General features: G+C 70.5%; 16 protein-coding genes and 3 pseudogenes. 7 read left to right on the top strand and 12 right to left on the bottom strand.

Features of this window, described 5'->3' with window-relative positions:
- Positions 1–90 precede the first annotated feature (90 nt).
- The 4 genes from ACWC9R_RS29060 to ACWC9R_RS29045 all read right to left on the bottom strand — a co-directional run bounded on the left by ACWC9R_RS29060 (position 91) and on the right by ACWC9R_RS29045 (position 7,796).
- Positions 91–1,059, bottom strand: a complete 969-nt coding sequence (locus tag ACWC9R_RS29060; RefSeq protein WP_450735929.1) for an alpha/beta hydrolase — start codon at positions 1,057–1,059, stop codon at positions 91–93.
- A 300-nt stretch (positions 1,060–1,359) separates the two neighbouring features.
- A complete protein-coding gene (locus tag ACWC9R_RS29055) occupies positions 1,360–2,733 on the bottom strand; it encodes a M1 family metallopeptidase (RefSeq protein WP_450735927.1) in 1,374 nt (457 codons plus the stop codon).
- 53 nt (positions 2,734–2,786) lie between these two features.
- Positions 2,787–6,677, bottom strand: a complete 3,891-nt coding sequence (locus ACWC9R_RS29050) for a Pls/PosA family non-ribosomal peptide synthetase (protein WP_450735933.1) — start codon at positions 6,675–6,677, stop codon at positions 2,787–2,789.
- A gap of 981 nt (positions 6,678–7,658) precedes the next feature.
- Complete coding sequence (locus ACWC9R_RS29045) at positions 7,659–7,796, bottom strand: hypothetical protein (protein WP_450735936.1); 138 nt, start codon at positions 7,794–7,796, stop codon at positions 7,659–7,661.
- On the opposite strand from ACWC9R_RS29045, the gene ACWC9R_RS29040 reads away from it, so the two are divergent.
- Complete coding sequence (locus ACWC9R_RS29040; protein WP_450735934.1) at positions 7,783–7,956, top strand: hypothetical protein; 174 nt, start codon at positions 7,783–7,785, stop codon at positions 7,954–7,956. The two genes, ACWC9R_RS29045 and ACWC9R_RS29040, sit on opposite strands and share 14 nt — an antisense overlap.
- A 198-nt stretch (positions 7,957–8,154) precedes the next feature.
- Here the strand turns inward: ACWC9R_RS29040 and ACWC9R_RS29035 are convergent, their stop codons facing one another.
- Positions 8,155–8,796 (bottom strand): maleylpyruvate isomerase N-terminal domain-containing protein, encoded by a 642-nt coding sequence (locus ACWC9R_RS29035; RefSeq protein ID WP_450735925.1) that lies wholly within the window; start codon positions 8,794–8,796, stop codon positions 8,155–8,157.
- A gap of 208 nt (positions 8,797–9,004) precedes the next feature.
- Positions 9,005–9,189 (bottom strand): annotated as a pseudogene (locus ACWC9R_RS29030) (IS5/IS1182 family transposase); the annotation flags it as partial.
- A gap of 213 nt (positions 9,190–9,402) precedes the next feature.
- Between ACWC9R_RS29030 and ACWC9R_RS29025 the strand changes: the two are divergent.
- From ACWC9R_RS29025 to ACWC9R_RS29015, 3 genes are all read left to right on the top strand, one after another.
- A complete protein-coding gene (locus ACWC9R_RS29025) occupies positions 9,403–10,596 on the top strand; it encodes an LmeA family phospholipid-binding protein (protein WP_450735924.1) in 1,194 nt (397 codons plus the stop codon).
- Between the two features lie 140 nt (positions 10,597–10,736).
- Complete coding sequence (locus tag ACWC9R_RS29020) at positions 10,737–10,901, top strand: hypothetical protein (RefSeq protein WP_450735923.1); 165 nt, start codon at positions 10,737–10,739, stop codon at positions 10,899–10,901.
- Between the two features lie 1,246 nt (positions 10,902–12,147).
- Positions 12,148–13,374 carry an MFS transporter gene (locus ACWC9R_RS29015; protein WP_450735922.1) on the top strand — a complete coding sequence of 409 codons (1,227 nt, stop codon included), beginning with the start codon at positions 12,148–12,150 and terminating at the stop codon, positions 13,372–13,374.
- 162 nt (positions 13,375–13,536) lie between these two features.
- On the opposite strand, the pseudogene ACWC9R_RS29010 reads toward ACWC9R_RS29015, so the two are convergent.
- Positions 13,537–13,782, bottom strand: a pseudogene (locus ACWC9R_RS29010) (IS5/IS1182 family transposase); the annotation flags it as partial.
- A gap of 329 nt (positions 13,783–14,111) precedes the next feature.
- Here ACWC9R_RS29010 and eno point away from each other — a divergent pair.
- The 3 genes and pseudogenes from eno to ACWC9R_RS28995 all read left to right on the top strand — a co-directional run.
- Positions 14,112–14,840, top strand: a pseudogene (gene eno / locus ACWC9R_RS29005) (phosphopyruvate hydratase); the annotation flags it as partial.
- Positions 14,841–15,508: 668 nt separating this feature from the next.
- Positions 15,509–15,892, top strand: a complete 384-nt coding sequence (locus ACWC9R_RS29000; protein ID WP_450735920.1) for a hypothetical protein — start codon at positions 15,509–15,511, stop codon at positions 15,890–15,892.
- Positions 15,893–15,991: 99 nt separating this feature from the next.
- The gene (locus tag ACWC9R_RS28995; protein WP_450735919.1) at positions 15,992–16,396 is read left to right on the top strand and encodes a pyridoxamine 5'-phosphate oxidase family protein; all 405 of its coding nucleotides are present in this window, start codon (positions 15,992–15,994) and stop codon (positions 16,394–16,396) included.
- A 118-nt stretch (positions 16,397–16,514) separates the two neighbouring features.
- On the opposite strand, the gene ACWC9R_RS28990 is transcribed toward ACWC9R_RS28995, so the two are convergent.
- From ACWC9R_RS28990 to ACWC9R_RS28970, 5 genes are all read right to left on the bottom strand, one after another.
- Complete coding sequence (locus ACWC9R_RS28990; protein WP_450735917.1) at positions 16,515–17,258, bottom strand: hypothetical protein; 744 nt, start codon at positions 17,256–17,258, stop codon at positions 16,515–16,517.
- 221 nt (positions 17,259–17,479) lie between these two features.
- Positions 17,480–18,550, bottom strand: a complete 1,071-nt coding sequence (locus tag ACWC9R_RS28985) for a class I SAM-dependent methyltransferase (RefSeq protein WP_450735915.1) — start codon at positions 18,548–18,550, stop codon at positions 17,480–17,482.
- Complete coding sequence (locus ACWC9R_RS28980; protein ID WP_450735913.1) at positions 18,547–19,731, bottom strand: glycosyltransferase; 1,185 nt, start codon at positions 19,729–19,731, stop codon at positions 18,547–18,549. Before ACWC9R_RS28980 ends, ACWC9R_RS28985 begins: the two co-directional genes overlap by 4 nt.
- The gene (locus ACWC9R_RS28975; protein ID WP_450735911.1) at positions 19,728–20,552 is read right to left on the bottom strand and encodes an alpha/beta fold hydrolase; all 825 of its coding nucleotides are present in this window, start codon (positions 20,550–20,552) and stop codon (positions 19,728–19,730) included. Before ACWC9R_RS28975 ends, ACWC9R_RS28980 begins: the two co-directional genes overlap by 4 nt.
- Before the next feature lie 3 nt (positions 20,553–20,555).
- Positions 20,556–20,810: an acyl carrier protein gene (locus ACWC9R_RS28970; protein WP_450735931.1), complete on the bottom strand. Its 255-nt coding sequence runs from the start codon at positions 20,808–20,810 to the stop codon at positions 20,556–20,558.
- Between the last annotated feature and the right edge of the window lie 53 nt (positions 20,811–20,863).

Genomic DNA, 20,863 nt, shown 5'->3' with positions numbered 1-20,863 from the left:
CGCTACGAGAAGACCGCAACCATCTACCTGGCCGGACTCCACATCGCAGGCATCTTCCTCTGGTCAGCCAGATGATCCAAACGAAACTGCCTAGGTCTGGTCGGTTCCAAGGGCGTTGCGCAGGAAGGCCGTTGCCTGGTCGATGGCTCCGCGGGCGGCTTTGGAGTGACTCAGTGAGTTGAGCATCATGAAGTCGTGGACCGTGCCGTCGTAGCGCACCGTGGTCACCGGAACGCCGGCTGCTCGGAGCTTGGCGGCGTACGCCTCGCCCTCATCGCGCAGCACGTCGGCCTCGTCGACGATCAGCAGGGCGGGCGGCAGGCCGGAGAGCTGCTCGATGGTGGCCTGGTTGGGAGATGCGGTGATCTCCGCGCGCTGGTTCGGGTCGGTCGTGTAGGCGTCCCAGAACCACTCCATCAGCTGGCGGCTCAGGTAGTAGCCGGTGGCGAACTGGTCGTAGGAACCGGTGTCCATGGCCGCGTCCGTGACCGGGTAGTACATCGACTGCTGTACGAACGTGACGTCACCGCGCTCCTTGGCCATGAGGGCGAGTGCGGCGGTCATGTTCCCGCCGACCGATTCCCCGGCCACTGCCATGCGCTGTGCATCCAGCCCCTTGGACGCCCCCTCGTGGGCGATCCACTGCGCGGTGGCGTAGCCCTGCTCGATGGCCACAGGGTAGTGCGCCTCGGGCGACGGGGTGTACTCCACGAAGGCCACTGCCGCACGGGTGCCGACCGCCAACTCGCGCACCAGGCGGTCGTGGGTGCCGGCATTGCCCAGCACCCAGCCACCGCCGTGCATGTACAACACGACGGGCAGCGTCCCGGTGGCGCCCTGCGGCTTGACGATGCGTACCCCTACATCGCCCACCGCTGCCGGAACCGAAACCCACTCCTCGTCGACCGGCAGCTTGTCGACCGGCGCGGCCTGGAGGCCGTCGAGCACCTTGCGCGCTGCGGTCGGCTCCAGCTCGTACAGGAACGGATGTTGTGAGGTTGCGTCGGCGAGTTTCTGTGCCTCGGGCTCAAGAACTATCGCGGCGGTGTGACCAGCCATGGGAATGCTCCCTGGGAATTCCGAGAAACGCATCATAAAGAGCGCGGGGCGCTGGAGAGCGCCGCGCTGCGCTTGGGCTGCGGGGCGGCCGGCAGAGCCTCCGCCCTTGTTCAAGCCCCTGATGGGGATATTTGTCCATTGTAATTGCCCGTCCTCCGCAGACGCATTCCAAGGAGCCGCCTTATCCGTTCACCGGGTGCCCGGCTCGGTGATGGCACGGCCTCCTCGGTGACGGGCTCGCTGAGGAGCGGTCCGACATGGCAGTCAGCCTTGCGAAAGTGGGTTGGCCTACGGGCTGACCTACGGCTTTGCCGGACGGCGTGCTCCCGTGGGGTGTGGCAGTGGCGGCAGGGAGGGCTCTTGCAGCCAGGCGTTGAAGAGTCCGTCGAGGGGGGTGGCCGTGTGCTGCTGGGCGTGCGTGGTGAAGTCGGTGGTGGTCACGGCGCCGTGGCGGTGGTTTGTGGCCCAGTCCTTGAGCATGCGGAAGAACGGGGCCTCGCCGAGGGCGCAGCGCAGTGCGTGGACCGTGAGGCCGCCTCGTTGGTAGAGGCGGTCGTCGAACATCAGGAGTGCCCCCGGGTCGGCCAGTCGCAGGTTCTGTGGTGCGAGGGACAGCAGGCGGTGTGCGGCGGCGGCGTGGTCGGCCGCCGTTCGGCCCCCGGCGTGTTCCGACCACAGCCACTCGGCGTACTTGGCGAAGCCCTCGTTGAGCCAGATGTGCTGCCAGTCGGCGACCGAGACGCTGTTGCCGAACCACTGGTGGGCCAGTTCATGGGCGACCAGGCGTTCCGAGGTGCGGGCGCCGTCGAGGTGGTTGGTGCCGAAAGTGGCGACGCCCTGGGCCTCCACCGGGACGTCCAGCTCCTCGTCGGCGACCACGATCGCGTACTCGCCGAAGGGGTAGGCCCCGAAGACGTCCTGGAAGTACCGCATCATCCGGGTCTGCCGGGCGAAGTCCTCGGTGAACTGCGGGCGCAGATGTGCGGGCAGGTAGGCGGTCTGGGGCACCGGTGGGTGGCGTTCGTCCGCCGGGGCCGGGGTGGTGAGCGGCACGGCGGTGTACCTGCCGAGGGAGACGGTCATCAGGTAGCTGGAGGTGGGGGCCGGCTGCTCGTAGACCCAGGTGGTGCTGCTCGCCCGGGTGGTGCGGGAGAGGAGCCGGCCGCCGACGACCGCGGTGAACGGGGACGGGGCGGTGATCGCCACCCGGTAGGAGGCCTTGTCGGCCGGCCGGTCGTTGCAGGGGTACCAGGACGGTGCGCCGATCGGCTGGCCGGCCACCAGGGCGCCGTCGGTCAGTTCCTCCCAGCCCAGGCCGCCCCATGGGCTGCGGATCGGCTGGGGGTTGCCGGTGTAGCGCACCTCGATGGTGCAGGCCGTGCCGGGGGCGAGTGTTCTCCCCGGGCGGATGCGCAGTTTGCCCGCGCGGTGCACGTAGCGCGCGGTCCGGCCGTCCAGGAGCAGCCGGTGAACCCGCAAGGCAGCCAGGTCGAGGACGATCTCGTTCAGCGGCGCGGGGCCGGTCTGCGTGTGGAGCCGGGCCGAGCCGCTGAGCCGGTTGGACACCGGGCGGTAGTCCAGGTCGAGTTCGTAGCGTTCGACGTGGTAGCGGGCGTCCCCGTGGTCGGGGAAGTACGGGTCCGCGCCGGGGGCCTGGGCCTGCTGGGGGTTCACGGTCGTACTCTCCCTGGCATCGGTGGGCTGATGCTGCGTCGTGGGGCGGTGCCTCATTCTCGGGGGCGCCAGGCCTCGATCGGGTTGCCCAGCCACCGGGTGTCGGCCGGGACGGTTTCCGCGCCCATCGCCAATGACGCCGGTCCGAGCGTGCTGCGCGCCCCGAGGGTGCTGCCGGGCAGGACGATGCCGCCGGGCCCGAGCGTGGCCCCTGTACGGAGCACCACGGTGTCGGTGCGGAGGATGCGGTCGTGGAAGAGGTGGGTCTGCAGCACACAGCCCCGGTTGACGCTCACCCCGTCCTCCAGGGTGACCAGGTCGGCCTCCGGCAGCCAGTACGTTTCGCACCACACGCCGCGGCCGACGGTGGCGCCCAGTCCGCGCAGCCAGAGGTTCAGCAGCGGTGTGCCCGGCACCGCGCCGATCAGCCAGGGCACGGCCAGCACCTCGACGAAGGTGTCGGCGAGCTCCGTACGCCACACGAAGCGGCTCCACAGCGGGTGTTGTGCCCGTCGGAACCGGCCCGCCAGCAGCCACTTCGCCGCGATGGCCACCGCGCAGGCGACGACGCCGGCGGCCAGCAGCACCAGGCCGGACAGCAGCGCAGCCACCGCCGGTGAGCCGTGTACGGCCAGCTGGGCCAGGGCGGCCAGGGTCAGCAGGCCAAGGCCGGTGGAGACCAGTACCGGCACCAGCCGGCAGGCTTCGACCAGTCCCCGGGCGCGGAGCAGCCGGGCCGGCGGGTCGTAGGTGAGGTGGTGGTCCGTGGTGTCGGCGGAGCGCGGCAGGCGCATCGGGGGCATGCCCAGATACGAGCGGCCCTGCTTCGCCTTCTTCGGGGTGGCGGAGAGCACTCCCACCAGGCAGCGGTCGGGGAGGACGCGTCCCGGCGCGGTCATGCCGGAGTTGCCGAGAAAGGCCCGCTCGCCGATCTCGGCCGTGCCGATCCGCAGCCATCCGCCGCCCAGCTCGTACGGTGCGATCAGGGTGTCATCGGCCAGGAAGGCCCGGTCACGCACGGTGGTGAGGCTGGGCAGCGCCAGCACCGTGGAGACCTCGACGCGGCGGCCGATCGTCATCCCCAGGGCGCGCAGCCAGCCGGGGGTGATCAGGCCGGCGTAGAGCGGGAAGAGCGTCTCGCGGGCCCGGTCCATGAGCTGGCTGACGGTCCAGGCCTGCCAGCCGGTCCGGCCGTGCAGCGGATACCAGCCGGGCCGGAGGCCGCGGCTCAGGAGTCGGACGACGACGATCAGCAGGGCGCCGTAGGCCAGCCCGAAGGCGAGGGTGGCGGGCACCAGCGCGAGGAGCGCTCCGCGGAGGGCGTCGCCGGGACCGTCCCCGGTGTGGACGAAGCAGCCCGCCACCGCCAGCGCCGGTATCCCGGCCACGATGTGCAGCAGTCCGATGGCCGGGCCGCTCAGCCCGTAGAGCACCACCCATCCGGCCCGGCGCGGGGGACGCTGCTTGGGCCACCGTCGTTCGGCCTTGCCCAGTTTGACGGCGGGCGCCCCGCCCCAGCTCTGGCCGGTCGGCACCCGGGCGGTGACGGCGGAACCGGGAGCGACCTGCGCGCGCTTGCCCACCCGGGCGCCGGGGAAGAGCGTGCTGCGGACACCGACCACCGCGCCGGAGCCGACCTTCACCGGGCCGACCTCCAGCCGGTCCCCGTCCAGCCAGTGGCCGGACAGATCCACCTCCGCCTCGACGGCACACCCCCGGCCCAGTTTGAGCAGCCCGGTGACCGGCGGCGGCGAGTGCAGATCGACCTCCGGCCCGATCCGCGCGCCGAGTGCGCGGCCGTAGCGGACCAGCCACGCCCCGGACAGATGGACGGCCCCGCTCAGCTCGGCGAGGCGTTCCGCGGTCCACAGCCGCAGATGCACGCTTCCGCCACGGGGGTAGCTGCCCGGCCGCAGTCCCCGCAGCAGCAGCCGCGCCCCACCGGCCGCGATGGCCAGCCTGCCCGGCGGGCTGAAGAGCAGCAGGCCACCGGCCACCACCCACCACCACGAGGCCGTCGGCGCCCACGGATAGCTGCCGCACCACGCCAGGACGTTGCCCAGGGCCAGCAGCCCCACCGTCCAGCGCAGCCCGACCAGGGTGAAGAGCGGCAGCATCAGTAGCAGTTGGACGATCTTGGCCCGGACGGGGACGGGCGTCACCCGGCGCGCTTCGCACCTGCCGGGCACGGAACGTTCCAGCAGCCGGGCCAGCTTGCGCAGGGTGGGCTGCTGGTAGATGTCGCTGACGGCCGTGGCCGGGTAGCGGTCGCGGAGCAGGGTGGCGAGCTGGGCGGCGGCCAGGCTGCCGCCGCCGATCACGAAGAAGTCGTCCCGGGCCTCGACGACCGGCACCCCGAGGATCTCGCGCCATCGCTCGGCCAGCCAGGCCTCGGTGTCGTTGAGCTGAACGGCCTCCATCGGGGCGCCGTGATCAGGTCCTGCCGTACGGGGCAACGGCCAGGGCAGCGCGGCCCGGTCCACCTTGCCGGAGGTACGGATCGGCAGGGCGTCGACGGTGGCGAGCAGCGGCACGAGGGCCGCGGGCAGCCGGGCGCGCAGCCGCTCGACGGCCGCGGTCCGGTCCCAGCCGTCCTCGGTCACCACATAGCCGATCAGCAGCGGGTTGCCGCCGTGCGCGGTCCGGACGGCGGCCGCGGCACCGGTGACGCCGGGCAGCGCCCGGAGGGCCGCGTCCACCTCACCGAGTTCGATCCGCCGGCCGCCGAGTTTGATCTGTTCGTCGTCGCGTCCCAGGAAGACCAGTCCGTCGGGGTCGGCCCGTACGAGGTCGCCGCTGCGGTAGGCGCGCTGCCAGCCGAGTGACTCCAGCGGGCCGTATTTCTCCGCGTCCTTGGCGCGGTCCAGGTAGCGCGCCAGTCCGGCCCCGCCGATGACCAGGTGGCCGCTGCGTCCCATAGTGACCGGCACACCGGCGTCGTCCACCACGGCCAGGTCCCAGCCGTCCAACGGCAGGCCGATCCGGACCGGCCCCTCGCGGGACAGCAGCGCGGCACAGGTGACCACGGTCGCCTCGGTCGGACCGTAGGTGTTCCAGACCTCTCGCCCCTCGGTGACCAGCCGCCGCACCAGCTCGGGCGGACACGGTTCGCCGCCGAAGACGAGCAGCCGCACTTCGTTGAGCGCCTCGGCCGGCCACAGCGCGGCGAGCGTGGGCACCGTGGACACCACGGTGATCTCCTGCTCGGTGAGCCACGGTCCGAGGCCGGCTCCGTCACGCACCCGGGAACGGGGCACGGGTACCAGACAGGCGCCGTACCGCCAGGCGAGCCACATCTCCTCGCACGAGGCGTCGAAGGCGACCGACAGGCCCGCCATCACCCGGTCCCCGGGGCCGATCGGCTCCTCCTGGAGGAAGAGCCCCGCCTCGGCGTCGACAAAAGACGCCGCGTTGCGATGGGTGACGGCGACGCCCTTGGGCCGCCCGGTGGAACCGGAGGTGAAGATGATCCAGGCGTCATCCGCGGGACCCGGGCGCCGCTGAGAGCCGGTGGCGGGGCTGCCCGTCGTGGTGAGCTGCCGCCCGGCTTCCAGGACGGCACTCACCGCCGCCTCACCGAAGACCAGCTTCGCCCGCTCGTCCGGGTCCTCGGCGTCCACCGGCACATAGGCCGCACCCGCGGTGAGGACAGCCAGAATGCAGACGTAGAGGTCGTTGGTGCCGGACGGCAGCCGTATCCCGACGCGGTCGCCCACGCCGATCCCGGCCGACGCCAGCCGGCGCCGTAGTACATCGACCTCAGCGGCGAGCTCCTGGTAGCTCAGCGAGGTCCGTCCGTCGTCCAGAGCCGGCTCGTCGGGATGGATCAGGACGGTGACATCCAGGATGTCCACGAGCGTCCGCGCGGCGGGCCCCGTACGTCCTCCGAACACGGCGGGAGAACCGGCGGCGCGCTCACCGACGGGGTCCTGCTCCCGCACCATGCGCCCCGACACCAGCTCAACCATGCGCTCCTCGCCCTTCGTTCCCCCTTCCACCGCCAGGGGCGGGGCGGCGGGGGACCAGGTGACATGCACGTCGTGCAGCGCGCCTCCGCCCCGGCAGGCACGGACCACGCGCATTGCTCACAGGGGCCACTCGCCTATCCATGTGAATATCCGGCATCCCGCGATACCCGGCGAGGATTATGGGCAAAAGGGTTGTTTTCCGAGGCGGACCGCTGGCCGCCTTCCTCGCGGACCTTGCCACCGCCGCCCCGCTCTGGGACGCGCCACGGCACACATCATTGGCCTCCCCATGGACTCCGCCGCACTCGCCTTGTGTACGTCTCCTGAGGGCCTCGCCAGGTCCTTGGTGCAACTCAGTGTGATCGGGAGGAGGTGACGTTCCGCCGCGCAGCCCGCTTCCAGCAGGGTTCGTCCGTTGCGGCTGAGGCCGGGCGATCTGGTCGGGGGATGCCTCGGGCGCCGCAGCTCCTGGTGAGGGCGCAGGGTTGTCGGCAGGGGGGATCCGCACGGTGCAGCTGCTGCGCCACCCCTCGTACCCGCGCGCTTCGCGCAGGCCGGGGCGGAACAGCCCGGTGCGCAGGCCGGGGATGAAGGAGTCGAGGACGACGTGGAAGGCTCAAGACGAGCAGCGCCTTGAACAGGGAGGGGCCACCACGTCGCCCTCCCGCGCCGGACCGCCACCGCCCTCGCCGTACGCGGCCACGAGCGTTACCGGCGGCGGCGACGAGTCGTTCGGCGGCGTTGTTGACGCGGGCGTGGGCGGTTGCGGAGCGAGGCGGTCGGCGCTGTTGCTCATCGCGTGGGTGGCGTGCGAGGTGGCGCGGGCTTCGCGTCAGTCCCCCCCCGGCCAGCCGCGCCTCCTCAGGCAGCCACATGGCGGCGCAAGCACAACTTCGGGATTGACTCCGACCCGTCGCGCCGGCGTCCGGTGAACCGGTCCCCGAGACGGCGGTCAGCTCAGCGTTTGATGCGGCCACGGACGGCGAGTGCCGCCAGGGCGAGCAGAGTCGGTTCGAGGAGGCGAGAGGTCATTTCGACGTAGGTGCCGGCAGTGGTGAGGTTCTGGCCGGAGGAACGGAAGATGACGGAGTTCACGACGACAAGGGTGGCTCTTTCGGCGGGCGTTCGGCTGGATCTCGATGCGTCCGTAAGTGCCCTGGGCGAGCTGGTAGACGCCCCGGTAGTCACTTTCGCGCTCGGTGAAGACCACATCGAGGTGGCCGGTGATGAGGCGGCCAGTTCACTCGCGGTGTGAGTGCTGGTGCCGTAGGTGTCGTAGTCGGACATGGTGGCTGACCTTATGCCGCGGTCAGCGACGCCTTCTGCGACCTCGCTGATGCGGTCATCACCGCCCGTAGCCTGCTCCGCCGGGCATGGGCGACCCACCGCTGGGGACAACCATCCGCACCGCCGCCCATGAGCACACGCCCAACTGCGGGAGACCGCGCGGGCTTCAAAGCACGCGTATGGCCTGGTTGCTGTCACGTTCGCGCCGGGCCAGTGCATGGAGCACCGCCTGATCGCCGTGCCGGTCGCGGGCCGCTGCGAGAAGGACGTCGACGGCGAGGGCGAGCGTGGCTGGGGGAGTCCGACACTCCTCGCCCACACTCAGCGCCAGGTCCTCGAGGTGCACCGCCAGCTCGACACACCGGGTCTGGAGGTAGCCGTCGAGCAGCATCTCCTCTCCCGGCCGGTGGAGGATGGCGACGCGTCGATCGGCCGGCTCCTTGCCCAGCCGCTGGACCAGCCGCTGCCACGCCGTCCGTGCCTGCTCGGCCACTAAGGTGGGGCCGACCGCGGCCGTCTCCTCGCTCCGCTCACGCACGCCCACATTGAGCGCGGAGTCCGGCACGGTGGTGCCGACGAGGCGCGCGTAGTAGTGCACCGGCGACACCGGCTGCGCGCCGTTCACCTCACCGTCAAGGAACCATTCGACCTGCAGGATGCTGCGCGCCAGGTGACCGGCCAGTCCGCCGACCGACATCCCCGACAACACCGAATCCTCACCCCAACAACGCGCCACCCGTTCCGTGGTCAACAGTTCCACGGCTCGCTCGGCAGCCAGCAGGTACGCCTTGCGTATCTCATCAGTCATGCGAGGCATCTTGCCCGCACCTGGATCACCGCAACCGAGGTATCCACATGGTGGAGTAGCTGCCGAATTTTGGGATGCTGTCACGTGAACGCGCCAGCCAGGTAAGGGAGTTCGGGTGCAGGGCGGGTCGCTGTGCGGTGGTGACCACGGACGGGGCCGCGTTGTCCGAGTTGACCGCGTGGTTCGCGGTGTAGCCCGGGGAGATCTGGGCCATGCGGTCGAGTGGGAACGGGAACCGCAGGAGCGGCAGCAGCTTGTCGAAGGTGATCCGGTCGCTGATGGGGGCGGTGGCAGCAGCCCAGCGGATGGGCCGGATCGACCGGGGACGCTCGGGCAGTAGCGCTGCGAATTGGCCCGGAGTGAGTCGGTCAGCCATGACGGCAGGACGGGCACTGGTCTCCCCGGTGGTCACAGAGCTGCCGCACTGCCTTTGGCGCCCTGGACAGACTCATGCCCCTGCCTTCTGGGGCGAGTGGGACGGCCATATTCGACTGAACGCAGCGCTCGAGCGCGGCACCGGCGCTAGCTTCGGCGCCCCCTGCGCAGGTGTCTCGGAGACTGCGCACGACTTGGTTCGAGTGCCTGGGCTGTGGTCGCATGGTGGGGATGCTCTCCAACGAACCTTCCGCAGACTCCAAGGCGCGGGTACCGGCGAGCCGTGCCGCCCAGGACAGCCCGGCCTCGGACAACCAGGGCTCGTACGAGCCGTCGGCCCAGGGCGGTGAAGAGCCGGACGCCGCCTCGAACCAGGGCAACACCGCTGGCCCCAACTCCGGCACAGACACCGGGAACGCCACTGTCGCTGCTACCGCCGTCACCGACAACGGCACGGACTCGGGCGCCGGCGACGAGAAGGAGCACCCGTGGGCCGGGCGCAAGCCGCGTCGGATCGTGCGGAAGACCGCGAAGGTGGTCGTCGCGCTGGCCGGCGTTCTTGCGGTTCTTGCGCTCGGTGACCGGTGGGCCGTGCTCTACGCGGAGAACCTGGCGGCGCAGCAGGTGCAGAAGGCGCTGAAGCTGCGCGCCGAGCCCGAGGTGCACATCGACAGCTTCCCGTTCGTCGGGCAGGTGCTCGCGGGCAACGTCGACCATGTCGAGGTCAACGTCCCCGATGTCGACGCCGGGCCGGTCTCCGTCGCTCAGGTGAAGGGGACGGTGGACGGCATCCGGATCGTCGGCAGCCTGCCGTCCTCGGTGAAGGGTGCGGTGCTGAGCCGGGTGCGCGGCGACATCCTGCTGGACTTCAAGGATCTGAACCGCGAAGTCGGCGCGTCGCAGATCCACTTGATGCCCGGCCCGGGGAAGAACACGGTGCTGGCCGGCGGCGACCTGCCGGTGGGCGGCAAGCAGGCCCAGGTCCGGGGGCGCGCGCAGTTGCAGCGCACCGGGGACCGCGGCCTGCGGATGACCGTGGAGGACACGCGTGTGGTGGTGCCCGGCCTGCTCACGTACGTGCCAGGCAAGGGCGGTGGCTTGCAGCTGACTGCACCCGTCGCCGACAAGTTGGACGAGGACGAGCTGCAACAGGCCACCGGGAAGCACCTCCTTCCGCAGCAGATGATGAAGGGCCCCGTGCTGGACACGCTCGTGGACCATCCCTCGCTGCTCGAGCCCACCGGCATCGACCCCTCGCTCATCCAGGGCCTGCAGAAGCTCCGGGAGCCGAAGGTCGCGCAGCAGATGGAGTTCTCTGGGCAGTTGCCGGACAACGTGCCGGGCGGCATTCGGCTGCGCGACATCTCCGTGACGAAGAACGGCATTCGGGCGGAGCTGACCGGCAAGGACGTACCGGTGGGCTAGCGGGATCGCGCATGGTTGGCGGTGAGGTGTTGAACTCCTGATTGGCCAGTCACAGAAGTTGCACCAGAACCCGAGATGTGACACCACTTCGGGCTTTGTGATGGGAGGGGCGGTGTGCTTCTCGTGGTGAGGGGGTGCCGATGCCGCCCAAGTCCGAGGATGAGCTGTACGTGGCGATCCGCCGTGATGCCCGGGCCGGCTTGTCGAACCGGGCCTTGCAGCACAAGTACGGAGACGGCTTCCGCGCGGTGAAGACCGCGACCACGTCGGTGTGGCCGGAGTCGCGCAAGAAGGCCGGGAATTGACGTGCCCGCCATTGCGCACGCCCGCTCAGCCTCGCCCGGCACCGACCTCCGGTGACCAGGTCGATCGCGCTGCCTGGCCGAACGTACGGTGGCGAGCCGTTCGAGGCGATGGCTTCTCAGGTGTGCCGAGACCAGATGGCGACGAACGCGATGTAGGTGATGGCGGCGGTGGCCACGAATCAGAAGTAGGGATCGCCGCTTCTTCCGGATGGCCAGGTCGCCGATGAAGGCGCTGAGATTCCCCACGGTGAGCACCACGGCCGTGCCGGCCCAGGCTCGCCTGCGATCCGGGCGAAGCGCTCGTCGGGTTCTTTCTCGGTGAGGCCCTGATAGGTCTCGCTCCTGCGTCCCAGCAGCACTAAGACAAGACTGCAGACCGCCAGGATTCCGAACGTCACCAGGCCGAGAGCGAGGCGGCCGCCGAATGTCGCGGCCACGAGGCAGGCCCCTCCGAGGGCGAGGAAGAAGCCGGGGACGGACCGCCTGGCCGTGTTACTGGCTATCTGCTGGGCTCTCATCGACATGAAACATCTCCTCAACGCTGACCGCGAAGAACTTGGCCATGGACAAGGCGAGCGGCAGAGAAGGTGTGCGGCCCACCTGCACGGAGGTACGGCGCCCGGCCCATCGGTGATCGCGCCACCGTGCAGGAGCGCGGGGCGGTGGCCGCCGATGGGGTGGGCGGTGGCGCCACCCCAGGTGACGGGGGTGAGACGGGTTCGTCCGGGGGCGGGACGGATGCCTCTGCTCAGGGGGATTCGGGGCAGGGCAGGCAGCAGGCGTCCGGTCAGGTCTGTGAGGGGTGGGGCCGGCAGGGTGTGTGCGGCAGTCAGGGCGCGTACGGGTTGTCGGGTAGGCCCAGGGGGCAGCGCTCGTATCCGGGACGGCGGGCGACCGCGTCCACCACTCAGTGTGCACGCCACTCGGCCAGGCCGTTTCGTTGGGATCGTCGGGCTGACCAGATGAAGATGCCTGCGAGGTGGAGCCCTGAGAGGAGCCCTGAGAGGAGCCCTGAGAGGTGGAGGGCGGCCGTCCTGTCGTAGCGGGTGACGGACCAGGCGGTGCGGGAATGGGCCGGACCGGCCCTTGCCGCTCTGGTACGTTCGGCATATGTATCTCCTGTGTGCGTAGGCCGCGGACTCGCGTCGCCTCGACCCAGTTGACCGGTCGCCTCTGACAGGCGGGGCCGACGGGCGGGCGCGCCTCGGTCCGTCCCTGTTCCGGCCTTCGCAGAGGAAGCATCCCCATGTCCACGCCCGACGTGGCGGCGTCGTCGTACGCCGCCGTCCTCCGTCTGCCTCACGCCCGACGCACCTTCGCCGCCGCCATGTTCGGACGGCTCGGGTACGGGGTGGTGTCCCTTTCCCTCGTCCTGTCCCTGACCGCCAGCACCGGTTCGCTCGCGACCGCCGGCCTGCTCGGCACCGAGTTCGCGGCCCTCTCGGTGGTGCTGGCGCCGGCCAGGGCCGGCCTGGTCGACCGGTGGGGCGCGCGCCGTGCACTGCCCGCTCTCGCGCTACCGTTCGCGACGGGGCTGTTCGCGCTGGCCGGCTGCACTCAGGCGGCCGGCACCCCCCGGTGGCTGTTCGCCGTTCTGGTGGCGGCGATTGGCTCGTCGTGCCCGCCGATCGGGCCCACCATGCGGGCCCTGTGGTCGGTGATGACGCCCGACGAGGCCATGCTGCAGCGGGCGTTCAGCCTGGACGGCGTCGCCGAGGAGCTGATCTTCCTCGGCGGGCCGCTGCTGGTCGTGGCCGTTCATCCGGTGCCCGGGCTGGTGCTGTCCGGGATGGTGATCGCCCTCGGTACTCTCGCGATGGTCGCCTCCCCGGCCGCCGCGCTGATCGCCCCGGCGGCGAAGGCCGAGCCGGCGCCGTCGCTGCGGCTGCTGTCGGCCGAGGGCGCGGGCGTCCGCCGGGCGGCCGTCGCCGCGTTCGGCGTCGGCATGTGCCTGGCCGCGGTGGAGCTCTTCGTGATCGCGGCCGCCGGCCGGGCGCACGCCCCGTCGGCGACCGGCTGGATCTTGGCCGGCCAGTCCGCGGGCAGCGCGGTCGGCGGACTGCTGTACGGCCGGATGCGCTGGCGGCTCGATGCGGCGGCCCGGCTGCCGTACCTCCTCCTGGCGCTGGCCGCGCTGGTGGCGGTGACGGCCGCGGCGCCGTCGCTGCCCCTGCTCGGACTGTGCGTGGGCGTGGCCGGCTGCCTCACCGCCCCCGCCCTGTCGACCGTTTACCTGGCGGCCAACGCGCAGGCCCCGAAGGGCACCGCGACCCGTGCCGCCACGTGGGCCAACTCCGCGATCAACGCCGGTTCTTCGGCGGGCGGCGGGCTCGCGGCGCTGCTCGTGGACCGGGCCGCGACGCCGCTGTGCTTCTTGCTGGCGGCAGCGGCCCCGGCACTCGCCGCGCTCGCCGCCCGCGGCCGACCGGGTCCCGGCAGCGGCTTCCGGAGAGCCGTCCGGCGGTCGTGGTAAGCGAGCCCACGGTGGGCGTCGCGCAGACGGGGTGGACGCGGTGAGCGAGGTGGACGCGGCCCTCGCGTTCGGTGCGGGCGGCGTGTCTCCAGCTTGCGGCGTGGAACCGGCCGCGCCGCTCGGCCGCTGCGGAACGAAACGGCCTGAACTGTCTGTTTCGGATCACCTTGCTGACCAGATGCAGATAGCGGCGATGTGGAGTCCGGCGAGGTAGATGGCGGCGGTCTTGTCGTAGCGGGTGGCAAGGCCGCGCCATTGCTTGAGCCTGTTGATGCACCGCTCGACGGTGTTGCGCTGCTTGTGGGCGTTGCGGTCGACGGGTGGGGGCCTGCCGCCGCGGCTGCCGAGACGTTTGCAGTTGGCGGCCTGGTCAGCGGGCTGCGGGATCACCTTCCGGCTCCCGCGTCGTGGCCGGCCCGTCGGCCTGGGCACCCATAAGCGGTCCATGCTGTCCATGGCCGCAGTATCGAAGCCCGGCAGCGTCTGCGGAGCGTATGGGCGAGTTCGGGTGCCTGCGCCCACGGGCCCCGGCACGAGACGGGCACCGGATCTACGGCGAGTAGGGGCAAACCTTACGGTGCCGCCGTGGCTTCTCCCTCGACGGCACATCAGGTTGTCGGTGTGCTCCGATCAGCCAGCCAGCCAGCCAGCCAGCCAGCGGGTGGGTGGGCCGGATGGTGAGGTTGCTGTTCCTGCCGGTGACGGGAAGGGCCAGCAGGCGGCCTGCCGCGCGCAGGCTCTTCCACACCCTGCGCCACGATCTGCTGGCCGCCGGGCACTCCACGGGCGTCGGCGACGAGGGTGGCTTCGCGCCCGCGCTGCGTACGGCTGAGGAGGCGCTCGACTTCGTGATGACCGCTATCGAGCGCACCGGCTACCGCCCCGGCGCGGACATCGGCCTGGTCATGGACCCGGCGTCGTCGGAGTTCTTCCGCGACGGGGTGTACGACTACGCGGGCGAGGGGGTGCGCCGCACCCCCTCCGAGCACGCCGACTACCTGGCCAAGCTCATCGACGCCTATCCGGTCGTCTCCATCGAGGACCCGATGGCGGAGAACGACCTGGACGGCTGGCGCGAGCTGACCGCCCGCGTCGGCGACCGCTGTCAGCTCACCGGCGACGATGTGTTCTGCACCAACGAGACGCTGCTGCGCGAGGGCATCCGCACCGGCGTCGGCAACTCGGTCCTGGTCAAGGTCAACCAGATCGGGACCCTGACCGAGGCGCTGGCCGCGGTGGCCACGGCCCACCAGGCGGGCTGGACGGCTGTCATGTCGCACCGCTCGGGCGAGACGGAGGACACCACTATCGCGGATCTGGCGGTGGCGACGGGCTGCGGTCAGATCAAGACCGGTTCACTCTCCCGCTCCGACCGCACGGCGAAGTACAACCAACTGATCCGAATCGAGGAGGAGTTGGGCGACTCGGCGCGCTTCGCGGGCCACTCCGCACTGCGTCGGGCGTGAACAGCAGACAGAGGCAGAGATAGAGATAGAGACCATGCGGGCCCCGATCGCGATCGAGGGGCCCGCTCGCGTGCCGGGGAGGAACTGGAGATCACTCCAGGGCAAGCACCCCGGTGAGCGCTGCAGGCACGAGCGGGTCTCCAGGAGGTCAGGCCCTCGTCGTAGCCCCGCCGGAATCCGGAATTCTGCGGCGGGGCTACTGGGGCGGCGGACTGCGGCGGCGTGCAGTGTCCGACTTGGGTACCTCTCACGGTCGGACGTTACCTCCCAGCCTTTATCCCTCAGGTGCTGGTGCGGTCGGCGGAGGGTCTCCTTGGGTACACGGGACGGTACGCCGGCGGGGGTGCGTGGCGGATGCGCACGGCTACCCGATAAGGAGTGAGTAGGCGCAGGCAATTGATCTGCGCTCGTTGTCTGAAGGCCGGCGACTTCCGAAACAGGGCCAGTTCAACGGGTAGCTTGGCCCACTCATGACGCTTGGCGCGCTCGGAGGGGTAGGTCCATCGCAGCCCGCCGGGAGCTCCACTCTTTGTGCCCAGGTGGTACGGCCCGCAAATCGATGCGCATACGCGAGCGGGAAATGGCCTGAAGCAAGCTGTGGGCTCCCTGCGTCTCAGGGTCTGTCAGACGCCCCAGGTAGAGTCGCCTGAACGAGATCATTAAGGGTCATGGGGGATGAACGCATGGAAACGGCGGCAGAGTTAAGGTCGGCCTTCTGGCGACGTGCGGCGCGGCGGAAGAGGCGGGGTCTGCTGGCTCTGGTGGTGGCTGCGGGACTATGGGGCTGGCTCGTCTATCTGCTGGCAGTGCCGTATTCAGTTGACGGCACCCAGGAATGCGCGGCGCTGCTCTTCCGCGATCTGTCTCCGTCCGTGCAATGTCTGGAACCCCGTATGTGGTGGCAGATGCTCGGCCTTCTGGGGGCGGCGCTGCCCACGTCCGTCGTGGGGGTTGGTCTGTACGTCGCTGGAACAGTCAGCCAGTCACTCTGTTATCACCTGCAGGAAGTGCAGTACTTGGAGGCCCGGGAGTCGAGCGTGGATTCCACCTGAAGGCGATTGAGGCACCGCTTCTTTGGGGCTTGAGACCTAGGACGATGGTCCGGCGCACTGCCCGATGTGCTTCGTCAGGCGTGCTGGTCAGATGACAGAGTGAATGATCTCGCGAACACGCTGGAGCCGGCCATCCGTATGCGCTTGGCCAAGGAAAAGAACGTCTGGTTGTGCACTGTGCGTCCGGATGGCTCGGCCCATGTCACGCCGGTCTGGTTTGTCCACCAGGGCGACAGGTGGTGGATCGGTGTGGATGGCAGTTCGGTCAAGGTGAGGAATGTTGAGAAGGAGTCGCGTGTCTCCCTGGCATTGGAGGACGGCCGGTTTCCGGTCGTCGCCGAGGGGGACGCATCGCTGATCCGTGACGGGTTTCCTCGCGAGGTCGTGACGGCATTCGAGCGGAAGTACGGGTGGGATGTATCCGCTCCTACTCGTCCGGGAGTTAGGCGTGTGCTCGTGGAAGTGCAGGTGCGTCGTTGGTTGCTGCGCGGCGCGGCTCAGTGACGCCCGCAAGGGCAGCCTCAGGTCATGAGGCGATGGGGTGGCAGTTGAGGGCCGCGGCAGCGATGGTGCTGGCCCCCTCCAGCCTTGTCTGCAATAGCTGCGCCTCTCACGCCGTTCGCTATCGTTCCTGGCTTCCCAGAGGCATTGGCGCTTTGAGCAGCCTGAGCGCGCCGCAGCAGATGAGAAAAACGGTCAGGCAGCACGACAGCCCGAGGTTTTCCATGCGGATGAGGCTGCTGGTGCCGTCGGTGAAGATGCAGTCGACGGCCGGTGGCAGGAAGCTGCGCTCGGTATTCATGATTTCGCCGGAGGGGGCGGAGTGGAGATGGGCCACCTGCCAGCGGAAGCACTCGTTGTCGAGATCGATGGTCGACAGGCTCATGAGTGGGGCGACTCGAGTGGCCCAGATGGTGGCGGCGGCCGCGGGGGCCAGGATCGTGCCCGCTCTGGCCCAACGTGGTGTACGTGAGTTCAGAGACATCGCCCAGGTAACCGTGCCTGCCACCAGGAGGGCCGCGCCGCACCACAGCAGCCAGGTGCCGGCGGCCGTGGGGTGGCTGGGGCCGTATGTCGACGAATCCGTCCAGTAGCACGCGAGGCGTGGGGGGAACGCGTCGACGCGGGCGTGGGTCAGCGGATAGTCGTTGTCCAGCGTCCGCTGTCCGCATATCTCGGTCGGTCGCGTCAGTGCGAAACCGTAGGCGAGTGTGTGGGCATACCCCAGGGCGCCGGTACTCATCCCCACCACCCACCAGCGCCGGTGCCGTGCGGGATGGCGTCGGCGCTTCCAGGTCACGTAGGTGAATGCCCCGGCGGTTAACCAGATGCCCAACACCAGCCACAGCAACAGCCACGCAAACACCTTCGCCCCCTTCGTCTCACAACCAGACGGAAGGAGGACGGAGGGAGGCTGCTGGCGGTTCCGGCGGGGCTCCGGCCCTATCCCGGTGTGCCCGCCGGAATGGGGGGCGCCGAGCAGTCGGACCGGTCGTCGGTGCCGGCCGCTGGGTGCGTGCCGGCACCCTCGGCGTCCGCAGCCATTTCTACGTCTCGGCGCCACCGGCTGCCCCGGCAAGGCCACCGTCAGCTGCTTCGTCGGTCGTCGCGGCGCGCCAGGAGACGGTAGGCGTTGGAGAAGCCGGGCCGCCGTCGGGGCGTGGGCTTGAGCAGGCGGTCCAGCAGGGCGCCCAGCAGGAGGAGGGGTATGCCCGCGGCGAGCACGGTGGCGCGCAGGGCGCGGCGTGTTCTGCCGGGTGCCTCGGCGAACCAGGGTTCGTCCTTGCGGGGGGCCAGGCTGCTCAGGGCCAGCCAGGCCGCGGCGGCCAGGTCGACGGGGTCGTGCGGTGCGGCGTGCTCCTCCGCGACCACGGTGAAGCCCAGCTGGGTCAGTCTCTCGCGCAGGTTTCCCACCGGGATGAAGTGCAGGTGCTGCGGCTGGAGCCAGGGCAGCCACCAGCGGCCGAGCAGTCGGCCGAAGCGGCACTGCGGGTCCGGAACCTCGATCAGCAGATGCCCGCCGGGGCGCAGCGCCCGGTGGGCCGCGAACAGCTCGGCCTCGGGATCGGTGCTGTGCTCCAGGTAGTGGAACATGCTGACCACGTCGTACCGCGCGGCCAGGTCCGCGGCCAGCTCGACGAAGGCGCCCCGGTAGCCCCGCTGCACCCAGCCGCGTTGCCGGGCCGACTCGACGCCCGCGCTGATGTCCAGCCCGTCGAAGACGGTACGGGGCAGGACGGTGCGCGCCGCCTTGCAGAAGTGCCCCTGTCCCGTACCCACGTCGAGCCAGGTCTCCGGCTCGGCGTGCGGCAGTACGGCCTGCGCCCTGAGCGGGTAGCGGGTTTCGTGGCCCCGGAAGAGCTCGGCGAGGTTCTCCTCGCCGAGCCCGTCGTAGAAGTCGCGGTAGTAGAACTCCAGCCCCTCGGCGTTGAGTTGGGGGTTCTGGAAGACGTGGTGGCAGTCCTGGCACTGTTCCAGGACGAACCTGCCGGGCTTGCCCTGCAACAGGTCGCGGGTCCGGAGTCGTACCTTCAGCCGGGCCGCGCCGCACCACGGGCAGTCGGTGCGGCGCGGAGCGAAGAACCGCTCCCAGCCGTGCGCCAGGTCGTCCTGGTAACGGGGGCGCAGCGCGGTGACCCGGTCGGTCCTGCTCGTCATCGAAGCCTTCCGGTGGCTGGGGGAGCGGCGAGGGTTTCGAGGTGTGCCGCCGCGGCGGGCGCGCCCCCGGCGGAGCGGAAGGACCGGCCGACCCGTTCCGCGGCCGCTCGGTAGCCCGGCTCGCCGAGTACCGAGTCCAGGGCCGTGCCGAGCTGGTCGGCGGTCGCCCGGCCGAACCGGACGCGGACGCCGGCGCCGGCGTCGACCACCTGGGCGGCGATGGTGGGCTGGTCGTCGCGGATGGGGGCGACCACGAGCGGCAGCCCGTGCCACAGTGCCTCGCAGACGGTGTTGTGCCCGCCGTGGCAGACCACGGCGGCGCACCGCTCCAGGAGCGCCAGCTGGGGCACGCTCCGGCGCACGAGCAGTCCGTCTCCGCTCTCCTGCACGGTTCCCGACGGGTCGACGACCACCGCTTGCAGCCGGTCCGACCGGGACCGTACCGCCTCTGCGCAGACGGCCAGGAAACGCTCCCCGACCTCGGCGTTGGCCGTGCCCAGGGTGATCAGGACCGTGGCGCGAGCGGGGTCCAGCCGGTCCCACGGAAAGCCGGCGGTGGACGGCCGGGGGGCGAGGGACGGGCCGACGAACCGTACCTGGTCGCCGAAGGAATCCGCCGGGCCGACCAGTTCCCCGGTGCTGAAGGTCAGCACGAGTCGGTCGGACAGCCGCGGGTCCACCGTGCCGTCCGGGTCGCCGATCCGCTGCCGCAGGGCGTGCAGCACATCGATGATCCACTCCTCCACCTTGGGCATGCCGGCCAGGGCGGTGAACCCCGCCGAGGTGGTCGCCGACGTGGCCCAGGGGATACCCAGCCGCTCGGCCAGCAGCCCGCCGGCGACGGCCTGCTGGTCGGCGATCAGGACGTCCGGACGGAATTCCGCCACCGCGGTCCGCACACCCGGGGCCATCTCCTCCGCCAGGGGGATGAGGAACCGCTCCCAGAGGAACTTCAGTGCCGCCGGTCCCCGGAGCGAGAGCGGCCGCAGCAGGGCAGGGTCGTCGAGCGGCGGCGTGGCACACGGGAACACCGCCGCCCGCTCACCCGCCAACGGCCGCAGCACATCCGGCAGTCCGGCCCAGGCCACCTCGTGCCCCCGCCGGACCAGCTCCGCCGCGACGCCGAGCGTGGGGTTGATGTGGCCGACCAGTGGCGGCACCACGAACAGGAATCTGCTCACCGGCCGCCGCCGGCCTCTGCCGCGCCGGCCGCGTGGTGCTCGCGGACCCACCCGGTGACCAGGTCGCTCACCAGGTCCGTGGCCCCCATCAGGACCCAGTGCTCCTGCTCGGGCACCACGACGGTCCGGCAGTCTTGGAGCAGCGACTTCAGCCACGGCTCCTGGGCGGCGAGATCCGACTCGCTGCCGTAGACGGCCAGCACCGGGCAGCGTAGTGCCCGGATCTCGTCCTCTTCCAGCAGCCGGCTGGCAGGAATGTCCCGGGCCATGGTGCTGGACGTCAGGAGCCGCGACGCCGACTTCACCCGGCGCGTCGCATGCGCGCCGTGCTCCCGGGTCAGCTGCTCATGGAGGTCGGTACGGGCGAACTCGTCGGCTGCCCGCCGGAGGTTGACGGCCATCTTGCGCGACCAGGCCTCGGTGGCCGGCTCTGACTCGATCACCGCGATGCTGGCGACCCGCTCGGGCCGGCGGGCCGCGTAGCTGAACGCGATGGTGCCGCCGTAGGAGTTGCCGACCAGATGGACCGGTCCGGCCACCTCCAGCCGGTCGAGCAGCGCGTCGAGGTCGCCGACGAAGTCCTCCAGCAGGTAGCCGCTCGGCACCCGCTCACTGTGACCATGACCGCGCAGGTCGTACATGATCACGTCCATCCCCTCGGCGGCGAGGACCGGCGCCAGGGTGAAGTAGTAGCTGACGAGGCTGTCCACGAGCATGCCGTGGATGAACACCACCGTGGGCGGCGCCGCGGTGTCCGCGGGGTTCCGGGCGGGCATCCGCTCCACGTGCAGTGCGATGCCGTTGGCGTTGATCACCGCCACCGTTCAGCCCTCTCCCGTCCGGCGCAGGGAGCCGGCCACGTAGTCCACGAGCCGGCCGATCGTGAGGTAGATGATCTCTTCGAGTTCGAGGCCGGCCAGGAACTCGGCGAAGTTCACCCGCTCCCCGTACCGCGCCGCCAACTGGCCGCCGAGGGTGACCAGATCGATGCTCTCCAGGTCCAGGTCGTCGTGGAACCGGGTGTCCCGGGTCATCTCGACCTCGTCCAGCCCCTGATCGTCGAGCACGGTCCGCAGCATTGCGGTGATCTCCTCGAACACCACTGTCTCGTCCGCGCACACCGGTGGCTGTG

The organism is Streptomyces sp. NPDC001219 (assembly GCF_053597915.1).
This window is presented reverse-complemented; position numbering and strand designations above follow the sequence as displayed.

Coding starts and splice junctions, on each gene's coding strand:
- ACWC9R_RS29060 (WP_450735929.1), bottom strand. CDS start 1,059: ATGGCTGGTCACACCGCCGCGATAGTTCTTGAGCCCGAGGCACAGAAA.
- ACWC9R_RS29050 (WP_450735933.1), bottom strand. CDS start 6,677: ATGGTGCGGGAGCAGGACCCCGTCGGTGAGCGCGCCGCCGGTTCTCCC.
- ACWC9R_RS29040 (WP_450735934.1), top strand. CDS start 7,783: ATGACGGAGTTCACGACGACAAGGGTGGCTCTTTCGGCGGGCGTTCGG.
- ACWC9R_RS29035 (WP_450735925.1), bottom strand. CDS start 8,796: ATGACTGATGAGATACGCAAGGCGTACCTGCTGGCTGCCGAGCGAGCC.
- ACWC9R_RS29025 (WP_450735924.1), top strand. CDS start 9,403: ATGCTCTCCAACGAACCTTCCGCAGACTCCAAGGCGCGGGTACCGGCG.
- ACWC9R_RS29020 (WP_450735923.1), top strand. CDS start 10,737: ATGCCGCCCAAGTCCGAGGATGAGCTGTACGTGGCGATCCGCCGTGAT.
- ACWC9R_RS29015 (WP_450735922.1), top strand. CDS start 12,148: ATGTCCACGCCCGACGTGGCGGCGTCGTCGTACGCCGCCGTCCTCCGT.
- ACWC9R_RS29000 (WP_450735920.1), top strand. CDS start 15,509: ATGGGGGATGAACGCATGGAAACGGCGGCAGAGTTAAGGTCGGCCTTC.
- ACWC9R_RS28985 (WP_450735915.1), bottom strand. CDS start 18,550: ATGACGAGCAGGACCGACCGGGTCACCGCGCTGCGCCCCCGTTACCAG.
- ACWC9R_RS28970 (WP_450735931.1), bottom strand. CDS start 20,810: ATGCTGCGGACCGTGCTCGACGATCAGGGGCTGGACGAGGTCGAGATG.